Below are 14,862 nucleotides of genomic sequence, written 5' to 3' on the forward strand. Positions count from 1 at the left end.
AATTGGCAACTAGAGCGGTAGGTGGAGCGATCGCTGACAATATTTGGACAGTCTCGACTAGAGGAACAACTTCTGTATGAACAGGAGTTTCAACTAGTGTAGTATTTGGAACATTTACAACATCAGTTGGATGTGAGAGATCGTGACTTGTATCTAAACTATTTCCAACATGATGGTCAGTCAACAAATCAGTCAAAACTGGAACTTGCAAATCTCCCGAATCAAACAGACCACTGGGCGTGAGACGTGGTTCTAATATTCTTATCTTAATCTTTGATTTTCTAGACTTTCCAGAGTTATCAAGATTTTTTCCTAGAGTTTGACTGCAAATTATTAGAACTCATGTGCCTAGGATTTTTATGCTTCGGGATAATTGCTGATAAATATAAAATGATTTCCAAGAAGTTGGCAAGCATGAAAGCCAAAAAAAGTTATAAAAAGGTTATCATAAAGTTATAAAGAGTTGATAAATAGTATTTTTTTGGGTTTATATAAATTGTAAGTTTTGAAAAAAAATTGAGTTAAAGAGTAGAATATTACATTGTTATTAATAGCTTTAATCTTTATTCAGAAAGCTTTTTAGGTAGTTTTAATTTTAAGTTTGATCTTCAAAAAATGATTTAAGTCAACAATTAAAATCTTGATTCGCTACCTTAATATGCAAGATTTGCCGCTTTAAATTATCTGACTGATATTTCTTAGCAATTTATTTAAGAACAAATTGGAAATAAATGGTGTAAACTTTAAAAAATTGATCTTTTAATATCTTTACTTCCTATGTCTTCAATATCCGAGACAAGATTGAAGTCGTCTGTGCATTGGGTTCAGCATCCTACTTTCTGGATTCTTCGCAATCCCGAAGATCTTACCTATATTGAAGTTGAAGATGATTTTAATAAATCAATTATTGATGATATAGATACTCTCAATTTGCCCTTGCCTTTAGTAGCGATTGTTCCCGCGATCGCCGAAAAATATGAGCTGACTCGAACAGAAGTTGCTAGTGTCATTCAACATTTACACCAAACAGGAATGTTGGTTGGGACAAAACCACCTAAGCCCCCTAAACGTAAATGGACACCCCTAGATCTACTTTACATAAGATTTTCTTTAATCAATCCAGATACTTGGCTGAGTAATAATGTCAAATATTTAGAATGGATCTGGACGCGCACTACAGGCTATATTCTTCTATCTTTACTGGTATTTGCGACAATTATTGCAATCGATCGCCATGCCAGCATCCTCAAAACAGGAAAATTAGTTTTGGCTCAGGGACATGGAGTCATTATTCCCTTTGCATTGCTCACATGCCTTGTTGTTTCTCTCCATGAACTCGCTCATGCTTTTACCCTCAAACATTACAAAGGCATTGTGCCAGAGATGGGTATTTTTCTCATGTTGCTTATTCCTGCCTGTTATACCAATACTAGTGATTCATATCCGTTAAGAAGACATCAACAAGTCTTGGTCGTTGGTGCAGGTATAATCTGTCAAGTTTTCATGGCAGCGATCGGGCTGTTTGTATGGAACATTAGCGATCCAAGTGCAGAAATTAATACAATCGCATATTTGCTGATGGTCACAGGGCTAGTTACCCTTGCTATCAATTTAAATCCTTTATCTGGCGGCTTTGATGGTTACCACTTAGCAGTAGCAATCACAGGAATTAATAATCTCCGAAGCCGATCGCGTTTATTCTATCTACAATTGTTAAAACGCAAACCGATTGACGAAGAAGATAATTATGTACGTTGGGTATTAGCAATATATGCTCCCTTAAGTCTCGTATATATATTATTCGTCTTCACCTTCCTAATTTGGACAATTGTAAGCTGGACAGGGCTCAATATACCTGCGATCGCGTTTACTCTTTTTATTCTCTGGCTAATCTACTTTTTTGTACCAACACCTAACTTTAAATTTATGAATAACTCTTCTAACTCGGCTGAATCACATTCTAATAAGCCTATGGTAACTTCGACTTCCCCTCCATCTATTGATACTCCTCAATTTCTACCCACTAAAAAACGGAAGTTTCCTATTCTTTGTGTCTCATTAGCATTGCTTGGTGGGGCAATGTTTTTACCTGTCACTCACCAAGTTGGCGGTAAAGTAGAACTAAAAACCCTACCAGAACTACGCCAGTTTGTTTATACCAATCAAGCAGTACCTTGCATTGTCAAAGACATACCTAAAAGAGTTAAACTTGGGAGTAAAGTGGCTAAGGGAGATAAATTAGTAGAATTATTTTGTAGTAATATTGAGGACAAAATATCTGCAACTAGAGAAAAGTTGTATTTAGCTGAGAAGTCATTACTAAAAAATAACATTGACGTAGCCATTGCTAAGGCAAACTTAGAAAAAAAGAAAGCTGAAAGTCTCTCAGCAATAGATGAAGCGATCCGTCTGGATAGCCAATCAGGGAAAATAGCTCAGAGTGAACTTGATAAACTCTTAACAGAGAGAAATGGCTTACAACAAGAAATGGAGGTTGCGGAGAGAAAGCTAAATCAATTAAGATCTGTGGAAAAGGGAGTAATTCCACAAATATATTTATATGAAGCTGAAACTGCCTATACAAAACTAAAAAGTGCCTTTCTTAATAAAGAAGCAGAGATACTATATTCAAAAAATCGACTGAACGATCAAAGCCAAAGGGCTCAATCTAATTCTGAAATTAAGATGAGTGATGCTGAAGATGCACAATTGATCTACATTGCAAATCTAGAAGCTATTAGACTAACAGAGGATATTGATAGTTTCAAAGATCAATTAAAAAAACTTGAAGCTCAGCAGAAAGCCTTGATAATAAGGTCTGATCGAGATGGCATTGTATATTCTAAGGACAATATTGAACTTGATGTACTGATCGGTCAGGAGATTCCTTCTTCCAAGCTAATTATGGAAATTGCTAACACTGACAAGTTATTGGCAAAAGTCAAAGTCGATCATCGCGATCCTGAACTTGTCGAAATGAATGCAAAAGTTCAATTCCGCCCCGATCAAGCAAAGCATAGAATATACGAAGGAACTATTATTGACCGTGAACCATTGAATAATCAACCTGATAGTAATAACCCATCAAATTCAACAGAATTTGAAATTGTAATTTATAATGATAATCCAGATAATCCCAAGCTTGCTCCTAATGCTATAGGATATGCCAAAATCTATTCAAAGGATATGCTTGTATTTCAGAGAATTCAGTTAGAGTTCATGCGACTTATTGATTCAAGATTCCTATAGCTTCGGGCATTAGTTAGCTAAGCGGTGATAGGTGCTGAAATGCCCATTTCATGCCGACAAAAGAGACACAAATATGTCATGTCGATCGCGCTTTAACTATCCAGTGCCTGATTTACACCAAATTAGATTTTGCCCAGAGCAAGTAATTCTGCTCAACAGCGATCGCTGGGATGGCAATAATTTCTGGTACTTCATAGGGATGTAGAGTGCTTAACCTAGCTGCCAGTGATTCATATTTGCTTGCTATGGTTTTGATTAAAACTAGATGCTCTGATTCTTGGCAGGTTTTGCCATCCCAAAGGTAGGTGGAAATCATACTAGGCACCACTTGAACGCAAGCAGCGAGTTTCTCTTCAACAAGAATCTGGGCAATGTTATGGCTAAGATTTAAATCGGGAAGGCTAGTCATGATAACGATAAGCTCTTGGTGGGACATTATTTCTGATTCCTCACTTTTACGAATAATGGAATTATCTGCATTATTGAATAATAACAATTCCCAAAATGGCGTTGTCATTTTGGGAATCTCAAAATCTTACTGGGTTTGCTTTTTAATTCATTGAAGTGTTGGCTCACTTCAGTGAATTGGTATAAGCGATCGCGGAACTGATTGCTGCTGCTAAGATTTAGAGTTTACAGCAGTATTTACTCCTGATATTAGATTTTATAGCAACGTAAGGTTTGCTTACCAGATATGAGTGGCGGCGCTTTGCGCCGCCACTCATATCTGGGGTTTTGATTTGTCCCAGCTATCTCTTACGTTGCTATTTAATTACACAAAAGGCTTTACTTTATTTCATTAATAAACTTGGTTGCAAATAGATGAATTTCTTGCTTTTCATTTTCTGTCTTTTTATCATAGGCGTTAACCATGAGTGAAACTCTTCCATTATCAGTAAAGCTTTCACGATGCTTATCGACAAAGTGCCAATATAAATAGTTAAATGGACAAGCAGTTTCGCCCGTTTTTTCCTTCACATTGTATTTGCACTGTGCGCAACAGTTGCTCATTTTATTGATATAGTTGCCAGCGGAGACATAGGGCTTAGATGCTAATATGCCTCCATCCGCAAAGGTAGACATTCCTAGTACATTCGGTAGTTCAACCCATTCATAGGCATCCACATAGGCTAGCCAAAACCAGTGGTTTAGATGGCGAGGATCAGTGTTGACGAGATTGCTGAAATTGCTTAAAACCATTAAACGTTGAATGTGATGGGAATAGCCATAATTTAAAACTTGAGTGATCGCATCTTTGAGACATAGCAGATCTGTATTTGCATCCCAATATAACTGGGGTAGATTGTTATCAAATCCAAAATAGTTACTCTCGCGGACATCTGGCATTTTTGCTTCATAATAAACGCGAATATACTCCCGCCATCCGAGGATCTGGCGGACAAATCCTTCAACGGAATTCAGAGGAGCCAATTCTTTTTCATAGGCAGCGATCGCCATTTCACAAATCTCCCTTGGTAAGAGCAATCCATTATTTAGATATATCGATAACACCGAATGAAATAGAAATGGTTCGCCTACCTTGATTGCATCTTCGTAAGCCCCAAATCTGGATAAGCGGGTTTCGACAAATAATTGAGCTAGCTCTAGGGCGCGATCGCGGGTGACAGCATAAATAAATTTATCTAACTTCCCAAATGTATGGGGTAGATATTTTTGGACTAGTGCAATTACTTCCTGAGTAATGAGATCGGGTTTAATTTCTGGGATCTCTGGAACTATTATTTGTTTAGGTAATGCCTTGCGGTTCTCTTTGTCGTAGTTCCAATTACCGCCAATGGGTTTACCTTCTTGCATCAGATAGCCTGTCTGTTTTCGTAATTCTCGATAAAAAGTTTCTAAGCGATAACCTTTTTTGATTTTAGGTTTAAATTTCTCAATATCGGCAATGAAAAATTGATTGGGTAAAGCTTTAATGCGCTTGCCAAATATATTTGCTAACTTTGCCATTTGCGATCGCGTATTCCATTCAGAAGGCTGCATATAGGTTAATTCTATATGGGGATAGCGGGTGAGGAATTCTTCTAAAGCATCGGCATAAGCCCCTTCGGTAAATAGACTGACAATGGAAAAACCCTTCTGATGGCAACTAATTGCAAAGTGTCGCTGAGCGCTCAACATATAAACCAATTTCTGTTTGTGATGCGGGATGGCGATCGCATAGGCTAGAGATTCGACAAAGATTAGGATTGGCTTGCAATCAAGTAACTCTCTAGGAAAAACAGCAAGATTCAATTGGTCATGGAGAATAAACAAAGCGCGATTGCCATTTGCTATCTGTTTTTCTAGTCTTGATGCGATCGGATAATTCTCAATCTGAGAAAGAAACTCACGAGCATTCTCGATCATAATCATATTAGACCTCTTATAAGTTAGAGTGGCAGTCTGGATGAAAGTGGCTTTGGGCGATTAAAGAGAGCGTACCGCTCGCATAGCGGGCGGTACGCTCTTTGTTTTTGTTTTTTAATTATGCTGAAATACTTACCAATTTTTTCCCGTACTTTTTCCCATGCTTGGGGATTTACAGTGCTTTGCGCTCAAATCCAAACCAAGGAAATTTTTGAAAGCGTTGCTTCGCAACGCTTTCAAAAATTTCCTTGGTTTGTTTGATCGGTAATTGCTGTAGGTTTGATTAAATCGTGCCTTTGAATAAACCTTGGGGTTTAAAGAGCAATACCAAAATCATAATTACCAAACCTACACCTAGTTTATAGTCAGTCCCGATACAGTATTTTTGCAACTCTCCTAAAGCCGCAGGACAGGTAGTTGCCACCTCTTGGGAAATCCCCACAATTAAGGCTCCTGCGATCGCTCCGTAGGGATTCCCAATTCCTCCCAAAATTACGGCGGCAAACATGGGCAAAATTAGGAACCAACCCATATTGGGACGTAGGTTGGTAATCAATCCATACATACTGCCACCAAAAGCCGTCATACCTCCTGCAATTACCCATGTCCAGATAATGACAGCGTTAACATCGATACCTGCAACCTTGGCAAGTTCAGGATTATCCGCTACGGCTCGCATCGCCTTCCCAATTTTGGTGTTTTGCAATAGGTAATACAGCCCCACAATTATGGCGATCGCTGCCACAATAACCACCATTTTATTGCGAGTCATCTCTAGCCCCAATACATTAATCGCTGAAAAAGTTGGTAAATTGTATTTCTGAGGCTTTGCTCCCCAAATTAAAACGATCGCATTGCGAATCACAAGAGCTAAACCAATTGACACGATCATCATGGTGGTTGCGGTCGCTTTTTTGGCGCGTAGGGGCTGCCATAGGATTTTTTCCCATATAAGCACTAAGGCGATCGAGATAGCGCTACCAAAAGCGATCGATAACCAAATATCGAGCTTGAGGGTGGTATTGGCAAGAAAAGCTAGGTATGCACCTAGGGTGAGAATGTCGCCATGGGCAAAGTTAGCAAGACGTAAGATGCCATAGGTAAGCGTTAAACCGACTGCCGCGAGTGCAATAATGCTTCCGACAGCGATACCATCAATGGTTGATTGCAGGACTTCCAGCATTAAAAGAATTTATCAGAACTTTGTAGCTATCCATATTAACGCCATTTAAACAATTATTCCATAGCAACGTAAGAGATAGTGGGGACAAATCAAAACCCCAAAAATGAGTGGCGGAGCTACGCTCCGCCACTCATTTTTGGGGTTTTATGCCCTAATCAAACCTTGCGTTGCTATAGGTTTTCAGTTTACTTATGCTTAGATGCTTACTTTATAATTCCTCTTCATAATTCCTCTTCATAATTCCTCTTCTTTTTAAGGAAAGGAATATGCCGAATTAGTGCACCATGAAAATTACAAGCGATTATTTTTGCCATCTGAGACTGTAAATGCTTTGTGTAACAAGGAATTTTAACTTCTATGTTAACTATTAATTCTATCTTTTTCTGTTAGCTATAGACGATGGTTCTCATTAATAGATTTGCAAGGTTGTAAATCTGAACTAACTGTTATAAAACTGTAAGTAGTTAAGCATAATTAAAAACCAAAACCAGAGAGCGTACCGCCCGCGTAGCGAGCGGTACGCCCTTCTAGGTTTTCTTAGCTACTTAAAGCTTAAATGATTTGAGAGAGGCTTCGACTTCGCTTAGCTATCAGGATCCGTTGGTTGAGTGAAGTCGAAGCTCTATTTTTCTCATCGGTGAATCTCAAGGAAAGACATTCCCATTTTGTAAATATTCTCTAGCTGATTTCTAATTAAGATGCAAAATAAGCCACACTATGAATATCACTTCTCGTCAAGTGAATTCATCCGAGATATTGTCATTGGCATGTCAGATGGCTTGACAGTTCCTTTTGCCCTAGCAGCGGGACTGTCAGGCTCAGTTGCATCAACAGCGATCGTGGTTACGGCAGGATTTGCCGAAATTGTTGCAGGCTCGATTGCAATGGGACTAGGTGGCTATCTAGCGGCAAAAACCGATGCCGAACATTATCAAAGCGAACTAGAACGCGAATATTTAGAAGTGAGTGAAGTGCCTATGGTTGAAATGTTAGAAGTAATGGATATCTTCCAATCCTATGGTATTTCTGAACTAGAAAGCGAAGTTATTGCCAAGACACTCATCAAAAATCCCGACAGCTTTGTGAACTTTATGATGCGTTTTGAATTGGGTTTAGAAAAGCCCCATCCCAAACGTGCATTGACAAGTGCGATGACGATCGCTATTGCTTATATGGTTGGAGGTCTGATCCCCCTATCTCCTTACATATTTATGCGTAATTTGAATAGTGCTTTCCTAGTTTCTATTGTGGTCACCCATATTGCCCTTGCTGCTTTTGGCTATGTCAAGGGAAGATTTACAGGAACTACCCCTATCCGTAGTGCCGTTCAAACTGTGCTAATTGGTGGCATTGCGGCGGCGGCGGCTTTCTTTATTGCAAAAGCTATTTCTCACTAACGCCAGCTAAGTAGTTCGGCATAATTAAAAACCAAAAACAGAGAGCATACCGCCCGTTGCGCGGGCGGTATGCTCTTCTCGGTTTTAAGTTTATTTATGCCTAGCTACTTACTAAGCAACTCGATTGAAATTATTAATTTTCAACAATAGGATCTATATGAAGTCTGTACTGAACCCCCAAGAATTAACAGGTCTATCAGAACAGGAAGTTATCCAACGCCTGCAAGCTGAGGGATATAACGAGTTACCATCAAGCGATCGCCGCAATATTTTGGGAATCATTCTTGAAATTACTAGTGAACCCATCTTTTTACTATTACTTGGTTGTGGTGGTATTTATCTTTTTTTGGGGGATGTGCAAGAAGCATTGATATTACTAGGTTTCGTCTTCTTTATTGTGGTAATTAATCTCTACCAAGAGCAGAAAACCGAGAAATCCCTCGAAGCTTTACGCGACCTCTCTAGTCCTCGTGCTCTGGTAATTCGCGATGGAGTGCGGAAAAGAATTGCAGGTCGAGAAGTAGTACGTAGCGATCTGATTGTAATTGCGGAAGGCGATCGCATACCTGCGGATGGCGTATTGCTGTGGTCAACGCATCTCACCGTTGACGAATCTCTTCTCACAGGTGAATCAGTACCCGTGAGAAAAACTGCTCTTGAGGATGGCGAGCCCGTACCGATTAATCGCGCTGGTGGTGATGATTTGCCCTACGTTTATTCGGGGACTTTAGCCGTCCAAGGACAGGCGATCGTCGAAGTGCAAGCCACGGGCTCGAAGACCGAAATGGGTAAAATTGGCAAGGCTTTACAAACGATCAAACAAGAAGACTCGAAACTCCAAAAGGAAACAAGGCGGATGGTCAAGCAACTGACCGTCATTGCGATCGCTATTTGTGTTGTCGCAGTGGTGATTTATGGAATTACACGGGGCGATTGGTTGCATGGAGTGTTAGCAGGCTTAGCTTTAGGAATGGCAATTTTGCCCAACGAAATTCCCGTGGTTTTAGCGATCTTTTTAGCCTTAGGCGCATGGCGCTTTTCGCAACAAAATGTTTTGACTCGGCGTATTCCCGTCGTGGAAACCCTCGGATCGGCTACAGTTCTTTGCGTCGATAAAACAGGGACGCTTACGATCAATCAAATGACCGTGCAGCAGTTATTTGTCTATCAAAAGGAATCTCAATGTCCCGCCTTTTACGATCTAACTTTGCACGAACGGGAAGTTCTGCCCGAAGACTTCCATCGCTTGATCGAATATGGAATTCTCGCCAGTCGCAAAGATCCCTTCGATCCCATGGAAAAGGCTCTCAAATTGGTGGGTGTAGAATTACTTACGGGCACAGAACACCTTCATGATGATTGGGATATTTTACGTGAATATCCCTTGTCGGGAGAATTGCGGGCTATGTCTTGTGTCTGGGAACCCAGTCAAGATGGCGAAAGTCAAGGTGGCGAAAGTCAAGGTGGCGAAAGTCAAGGTGGTGAAAAAGAAATCGCAGCTAAAGGCGCACCCGAAGCGATCGCGGATCTCTGTCACTTTAGTTCGGAAGCGATCGCCGATCTAGCAACTCAAGTTAACATCATGGCATCGGTAGGACTGCGCGTACTAGGTGTGGCTAAGGGAACGCTTTCAGCAAACAGTTTGCGCCATATCCATCCTGTCGATGGTTCTTTACCAAGCGATCAGCATGACTTTGATTTTGAATTTATTGGGTTAGTTGGTTTAGCCGATCCAGTGCGTTCTAACGTTGCCCCCGCGATCGCGGAATGCTATCAAGCAGGAATTCGCGTGGTGATGATTACAGGTGACTATCCCTCTACGGCGCAAAATATTGCTAAGCAAATTGGGCTATCAGGTGGTGAAGTCATCACGGGTTCTGAATTAGAACAAATGTCCGCAGAACAATTACAATCCCGCATTCGTAGCACGAATATCTTTGCCCGTGTTGTACCCGAACAAAAGCTGTTGATCGTGAATGCGCTCAAACAAAGCGGCGAAATTGTTGCCATGACAGGTGATGGTGTCAATGATGCCCCTGCCCTCAAAGCCGCGCATATTGGGATCGCTATGGGCGAAAGAGGTACTGATGTCGCTAGAGAATCGGCTGATCTAGTTCTGCTTAATGACGACTTTAACTCAATTGTCGGATCGGTCAAGCTCGGTCGGCGTATCTTCGATAATCTCAAGAAAGGTATGGCCTATACCCTCGCTGTTCATATTCCGATCGCAGGCATTTCTCTAGTACCAATTTTTATGCAATGGCCCCTAGTACTTCTGCCCATTCACATTGCCTTTTTGCATCTGATCATCGATCCCGCCTGTACGATCGCCTTTGAAGCTGAACCCGCCGAAGCCAATATCATGCAGCGATCGCCCCGCAACCCGAAGGAACCGCTCTTCGATAAGCGCACTTTACAAATAGCTTTTTTCCAAGGCTTAAGTGTCTTAGTTGTATTAGTGATGGTTTATGCGATCGCCTACTATCAAGGTAACTATGCCCCCAATGTCAAACTTTGTAGTGCAGGAGCATGTGATGCGAGGGGTTTAGTCTTTACGACATTGATCGTTTCTAACCTTGCGATGATTCTTACCAATCGTTCATGGACTAAAACGATCATCAGTACGATGCGAGTCCCTAATCCCGCGATCTGGTGGATTATCGACGGTGGTGTATTATTTCTTGGACTAATTCTCTATATTCCATTTTTGAGGCAACTCTTCCAGTTTGACTATCTCCATTTTGAGGATTTAGCGATCGCCTTATTGTCTGGTATTGCCAGTGTCATCTGGTTTGAGTTATTTAAATGGAAAACTGCCAAGTAGTTCAGTATAGAGTGAGTAATGTAAGGGTTTTCAATTTAAGAAATGGCGTAGCCATTTCTTAAATTGGTATTAAGTAGTTCAGCATAATTAAAAACCGAAACAAGAGAGCATACCGCCCGCGCAGCGGGCAGTATGCTCTTCTAGGTTTTAATTTTACTTATGTTTATCTACTTAGATCGTTAATTAGATCGTTAAAAAGATAAGTGATTCTGACGATTTTTTTGCAAATCAACTGCGATAATCTTACTAAAAATCTCACTAATTTATGAGTATCGTTAAATTGTCTATTCCCAAATTTCGATTGCGGACAACCATTGTAATTCCCTTTGTCCTGCAAATCATTGCAGCCGTAAGTATAGTAGGCTACTTATCATTTCGGAATGGACAGCACGCTGTGAACGTTCTTGCCGACCGATTAAATGGAGAAATTAGCGCCAGAATTGAACAGCATGTGATCGGTTATCTTAATAAATCTCAGAACACCCTATGGTTAACCAAGGCAAATGTTTTAAGCGGAAATCTTAACCTGAAAGACTTTGAAGGAATGCAACGCTATTTTTGGCAGATAGTGCATAAAGGAAACTTTGAGGGGTATCTATCCTATGGTAATGAAAAAGGAGAGTTTGTCGGTGTTGAATATCAGGAAGATGGTACTGTCCAACTAAAAACGGTTACTAGTGAAACTATTCCTCAAAGAGAAACCTATGCTTTAAATAGTGTTGGCGATCGCCAAAAGTTCTTAAAATCGGCTAAATACGATCCGCGCGATCGCCCTTGGTACAAAGCAGCGAAGCAGGCGGGAAAAACAACTTGGAGCGAGATCTACCCATTTTTTTCCAGTAAAAATACAGTTATGGGGATTTCCCCCGTATCGCCAATCTTCGATTCCCAAGGAAATCTCCAAGGCGTTTTATGTATTAATGTCCGCTTGACTCAGGTTACAGACTTCCTCAGCCATTTGCAGATTAGTGCCAATGCGCAAAGCTTTATTATCGAGCGAACGGGGAATTTGGTAGCAAGTTCGGCGATCGCTCAGCCTTTTAAGGTGATTGGTGAAGGCGATAATCGGACAATTGAGAGGCTTTTAGTAACTCAAAGTGATAATCCCATGCTCAAAGCAACTGCGCGACATTTACTCGAAAAATTTGGCAGTTTTGCTGCAATTAGCGGGAGCCAAAATCTCAAGTTTCAAAGCAGTGATGGTGGTTGGTATTACGTTCAGGTATTGCCCATTAAAGATGAAATGGGTATCGATTGGCTGACGGTGGTGGTCGTGCCTGAGAATGACTTCATGGGTCAAATTAATCAAAATAATCGGGATACTCTCTTCTTGTGTTTGGGGGCTTTAATTATTTCGATTCTCCTCGGTATTCGGGCGGCACATTTGATCGCTCGTCCATTATTACAGTTGGCTAAAGCCTCCGAACAGGTTGCCGAGGGCAATTTAGAACAGCAGATTCATAGTAGTGCGATCGTGGAAATTGCAACCTTGAGTCATTCCTTTAATCACATGACCGCTCAATTAAAGGAATCCTTTGCGGCGCTCTATCAAAGTCAAGAATCTCTTCGTTTAGCGAATGAGGAATTAGAAGCGCGAGTGGAAAGACGCACGGCTGAACTCCGAAAGGAAAAGGAACGCTCCGAGCAGTTGCTATTAAACGTCCTACCAGCCTCGATCGCCGATCGCCTCAAACAAACGAATGAATCGCCTGCCGAGCATTTTGAGGATGCCACAATCCTATTTGCGGATATAGTCGGCTTTACGAGCTTGTCAGCGCGTATGGAACCCCTAGAACTGGTTTCGGGGCTAAATCAGATCTTCTCAGCCTTCGATCAATTGACCGAAAAGTATGGGCTAGAAAAAATCAAAACGATTGGCGATGCCTATATGGTGGTGGGTGGTTTGCCGATTTCACGCCCAGATCATGCTAAAGCGATCGCGGATATGGCTCTGGATATGCAAGCCTATATCCAAAACTCATCTAGTCTTCTGAGTGAATCCATAGAACTGCGCATTGGCATTAATACGGGAGCGGTCATTGCGGGAGTAATTGGCATCAAGAAATTTATCTACGATCTGTGGGGCGATGCCGTTAATGTTGCCTCTCGGATGGAGTCCCACGGTAAACCAGGATATATTCAGGTGACCGAAGCGACCTATCAGCGTCTCAAAGGGGATTACTTACTGGAATCACGAGGTCCTATCACCGTCAAAGGGCGAGGGGAAATGGTGACCTATTGGCTGATCGGCAAAAAATAACTAAGCGATCAAAGCGATCAAAAAGAGCGCGTAGAACGCGCCCTGTCTGATTTTATCGTTCGTTTTTTATCGTTCGTTTATGGGTTTATAGGTTACATCATGCAAACCTGTATAGACCTGTGTTGGACGGAAGAGACGGTTATCAGAGAGTTGTTCCTTCCAATGGGCTAGCCATCCTGGGACACGGGCGATCGCAAAAATAGTTGTAAACAAATTACTAGGAATACCAAGCTTTTTGTATACCAATCCCGAATAGAAATCGACATTTGGATGAATCCCTTTGTTGGCAAGCTTTTCATAAGCCTGCTTTTCCAGTTCTAGGGCAATATCATAATAAGGATCATGCCCGAACTCGTCGAACATTTTGTGCACTAAGTCCTGTAGTACGATCGCGCGCGGATCTTTGACTTTATAAATGCGATGACCAAAACCCATGAGTTTTTCTTTGCGTTCGATCTTGCGCTCCAAGTAAGCGGTCACATTGTCAACGGAGCCAATTTCCTCAAGCATCATCATTACCTGCTCGTTAGCACCTCCATGGAGTGGTCCTGCCAAAGTACCGATCGCCGAAGTCATCACCGCATAGGGATCGGTCAAGGTCGAAGCCGTTACCAAGGCTGCAAAGGTGGAAGCGTTAACCGTATGTTCGGCATGAAGGGTCAAGCATACATCAAAAATTCTTGCCGCTAGAGGATCGGGAACTTTCTCATTTAACATGTAAAGAAAATTGGAAGCATAATCGAGATCGTCGCGGGGCATTACGGGATCATTGCCTTGGCGCATCATATGAAAAGCTGCCACCATCGTGGGCACTTTAGCAAGCAGCCTGACCGTAGCCTGATAAATGTATTCTGCATCATGAAAATTTCCCAGAGGATAGAACATCCCTAAAGCCGCCACACTCGTTTGCAAAGCATCCATGGGATGGGCATTATCTGGGAAAGACTTAATCATGTCGCGAATGCGATATTTAATCCTTCTTCTATGCGTAAGATCATGTTCAAATTCTTCTAATTGAGTAGCTTTTGGCAATTCACCAAAGATTAGTAAGTAGCTGGTTTCAAGGAAATTACTATGCTTGCAGAGATCCTCAATACGGATGCCTCGATATTCGAGCAATCCTACTTGACCATCAACATAACTTATATTGGACTGGGTGGCAGGAACTCCTTCTAAACCAGGCTTATATTCTCCGATCGCCATATCTTAGCTACCTTACAAGATTAATTTTGTTTATTTCTTGGTTTATTTTATCGCTATGTATGCTTATGACTGTGCATCCCTAACAATAAACCCAAAGAAAGCCAAAGATTAAGAGAGGACGCATTGCGTCCTCTCTTAATCTTTGGCTTTTACGCGGAAATTATTGAAAAGGGTTATTGCCCTGTTTGCCAAATAGGGAAGCTTCGCCCTTGATCACCGCTTTTCCGAGATTAAAAGCTGCCCAAGCAACAACTAAAGCAATGGGACCCAATACGACTAATACTCTTAAATCCATATATTTATACCGAGTTAAATAGAAATTGATTTTATTACTCATTATGACAGCAAAGCCGAGAATTAAAAAGCTAGAAACCTTGGT

General features: G+C 41.2%; 10 protein-coding genes. 4 read left to right on the forward strand and 6 right to left on the reverse strand.

Going from position 1 to position 14,862, the window contains the following annotated elements; genetic code table 11:
• Window positions 1–211 (reverse strand): hypothetical protein (locus PSE7429_RS00800; RefSeq protein ID WP_144052470.1); only part of this gene is annotated, 211 nt, incomplete at its 3' end.
• A gap of 602 nt (window positions 212–813) precedes the next feature.
• Between PSE7429_RS00800 and PSE7429_RS23185 the strand changes: the two genes are divergently transcribed.
• Window positions 814–3,249, forward strand: coding sequence for an HlyD family efflux transporter periplasmic adaptor subunit (locus PSE7429_RS23185; protein WP_052017622.1), 2,436 nt, complete (start codon window positions 814–816; stop codon window positions 3,247–3,249).
• Window positions 3,250–3,361: 112 nt separating this feature from the next.
• Here PSE7429_RS23185 and cutA read toward each other — a convergent pair whose 3' ends face one another.
• The 3 genes from cutA to PSE7429_RS00820 all read right to left on the reverse strand — a co-directional run bounded on the left by cutA (window position 3,362) and on the right by PSE7429_RS00820 (window position 6,799).
• Complete coding sequence (gene cutA, locus PSE7429_RS00810; RefSeq protein WP_009625129.1) at window positions 3,362–3,766, reverse strand: divalent-cation tolerance protein CutA; 405 nt, start codon at window positions 3,764–3,766, stop codon at window positions 3,362–3,364.
• A gap of 269 nt (window positions 3,767–4,035) precedes the next feature.
• Window positions 4,036–5,622, reverse strand: coding sequence for a cryptochrome/photolyase family protein (locus PSE7429_RS00815; protein WP_009625130.1), 1,587 nt, complete (start codon window positions 5,620–5,622; stop codon window positions 4,036–4,038).
• A 277-nt stretch (window positions 5,623–5,899) separates the two neighbouring features.
• Window positions 5,900–6,799, reverse strand: coding sequence for a branched-chain amino acid ABC transporter permease (locus PSE7429_RS00820; RefSeq protein ID WP_009625131.1), 900 nt, complete (start codon window positions 6,797–6,799; stop codon window positions 5,900–5,902).
• Window positions 6,800–7,497: 698 nt separating this feature from the next.
• On the opposite strand from PSE7429_RS00820, the gene PSE7429_RS00825 reads away from it, so the two are divergent.
• The 3 genes from PSE7429_RS00825 to PSE7429_RS00835 all read left to right on the forward strand — a co-directional run bounded on the left by PSE7429_RS00825 (window position 7,498) and on the right by PSE7429_RS00835 (window position 13,280).
• Complete coding sequence (locus PSE7429_RS00825; RefSeq protein ID WP_009625132.1) at window positions 7,498–8,196, forward strand: VIT1/CCC1 transporter family protein; 699 nt, start codon at window positions 7,498–7,500, stop codon at window positions 8,194–8,196.
• Window positions 8,197–8,353: 157 nt separating this feature from the next.
• Window positions 8,354–11,020: a cation-translocating P-type ATPase gene (locus PSE7429_RS00830; RefSeq protein ID WP_009625133.1), complete on the forward strand. Its 2,667-nt coding sequence runs from the start codon at window positions 8,354–8,356 to the stop codon at window positions 11,018–11,020.
• Between the two features lie 265 nt (window positions 11,021–11,285).
• Window positions 11,286–13,280: an adenylate/guanylate cyclase domain-containing protein gene (locus PSE7429_RS00835; protein WP_009625134.1), complete on the forward strand. Its 1,995-nt coding sequence runs from the start codon at window positions 11,286–11,288 to the stop codon at window positions 13,278–13,280.
• Between the two features lie 66 nt (window positions 13,281–13,346).
• On the opposite strand, the gene PSE7429_RS00840 is transcribed toward PSE7429_RS00835, so the two are convergent.
• Both PSE7429_RS00840 and PSE7429_RS00845 read right to left on the reverse strand, forming a co-directional pair.
• Window positions 13,347–14,483 carry a citrate synthase gene (locus PSE7429_RS00840; protein ID WP_009625135.1) on the reverse strand — a complete coding sequence of 379 codons (1,137 nt, stop codon included), beginning with the start codon at window positions 14,481–14,483 and terminating at the stop codon, window positions 13,347–13,349.
• 160 nt (window positions 14,484–14,643) lie between these two features.
• Window positions 14,644–14,778 carry a photosystem II protein Y gene (locus PSE7429_RS00845; protein ID WP_040686893.1) on the reverse strand — a complete coding sequence of 45 codons (135 nt, stop codon included), beginning with the start codon at window positions 14,776–14,778 and terminating at the stop codon, window positions 14,644–14,646.
• Between the last annotated feature and the right edge of the window lie 84 nt (window positions 14,779–14,862).

The sequence above is a fragment of the Pseudanabaena biceps PCC 7429 genome, assembly GCF_000332215.1.
GTDB lineage: Bacteria > Cyanobacteriota > Cyanobacteriia > Pseudanabaenales > Pseudanabaenaceae > Pseudanabaena > Pseudanabaena biceps.

Coding starts and splice junctions, on each gene's coding strand:
- cutA (WP_009625129.1), bottom strand. CDS start 3,766: ATGACAACGCCATTTTGGGAATTGTTATTATTCAATAATGCAGATAAT.
- PSE7429_RS00815 (WP_009625130.1), bottom strand. CDS start 5,622: ATGATTATGATCGAGAATGCTCGTGAGTTTCTTTCTCAGATTGAGAAT.
- PSE7429_RS00820 (WP_009625131.1), bottom strand. CDS start 6,799: ATGCTGGAAGTCCTGCAATCAACCATTGATGGTATCGCTGTCGGAAGC.
- PSE7429_RS00825 (WP_009625132.1), top strand. CDS start 7,498: ATGCAAAATAAGCCACACTATGAATATCACTTCTCGTCAAGTGAATTC.
- PSE7429_RS00830 (WP_009625133.1), top strand. CDS start 8,354: ATGAAGTCTGTACTGAACCCCCAAGAATTAACAGGTCTATCAGAACAG.
- PSE7429_RS00835 (WP_009625134.1), top strand. CDS start 11,286: ATGAGTATCGTTAAATTGTCTATTCCCAAATTTCGATTGCGGACAACC.
- PSE7429_RS00840 (WP_009625135.1), bottom strand. CDS start 14,483: ATGGCGATCGGAGAATATAAGCCTGGTTTAGAAGGAGTTCCTGCCACC.
- PSE7429_RS00845 (WP_040686893.1), bottom strand. CDS start 14,778: ATGGATTTAAGAGTATTAGTCGTATTGGGTCCCATTGCTTTAGTTGTT.